The sequence below is a fragment of the Pseudomonas sp. IT-P176 genome (genome assembly GCF_949767245.1).
Classification (GTDB): domain Bacteria; phylum Pseudomonadota; class Gammaproteobacteria; order Pseudomonadales; family Pseudomonadaceae; genus Aquipseudomonas.
In genome coordinates this window covers 1-617 of record NZ_CATKPN010000102.1, presented here as the reverse complement: position 1 = coordinate 617, position 617 = coordinate 1, and the positions used below count along the sequence as shown (strand labels likewise).

Below are 617 nucleotides of genomic sequence, written 5' to 3'. Positions count from 1 at the left end.
TCGTGGTTTTATCCACAGACAGGGTGGCAACCACTTCAGAAGTGGTGTCGCCGACTGTAACGATGGCTTCGTTGCCCAGTACCAGGTTTTCGAAGGATTTGCCGTCGACTGCAGCGTCGGTGACGCCGAGTTTGATGGTTTCGCCGTCTTTGTAGACGTCATCGCCTTGGGCTTTCAGTTCGTACGGCACGCTGCTGGTGCCGGCTTTGATGACGACGGTATCGCCGTTGCTCAGGGTCACGGTCAAGTCCTGCTTGAGGACCTGATCAACCTTGACGGTGAACTTCGGTGCAGCGTTTTCCAGCACATCGCCATTGCTTTCGATGGTGACTGTGATCTTGTCGCCTTCGCCCGACGGTTGGTCGGTGACGGTGGTGGTGAACTGGTCTTTGCCCAGGGTCAGTTGTTCGAACTGATCGGCGCCAGATACGCTTTCCAGCTTGTTAACCAGTGCCGGCTGACCGCCGGTGAAGATGTCGTTGCTGGTGACCACGGTAGCCGTGCCGGTGGTGCTGTTGGCTGGAACGGTGATGGTGGTGCCGTCGGAGAGTTTGAAGGTCAGCTCGCCGTGGTTGCTCATTGGCAAGCCAGCGGCGTTGGTCAGAGTCACTGTGTAA

At 57.4% G+C, this 617-nt stretch carries 1 protein-coding gene; it reads right to left on the bottom strand.

Annotated features, from left to right (window positions below):
* Positions 1-617: immunoglobulin-like domain-containing protein (locus ACM6IP_RS25130; protein WP_414862522.1), on the bottom strand; the 617-nt coding region annotated here is incomplete at both ends.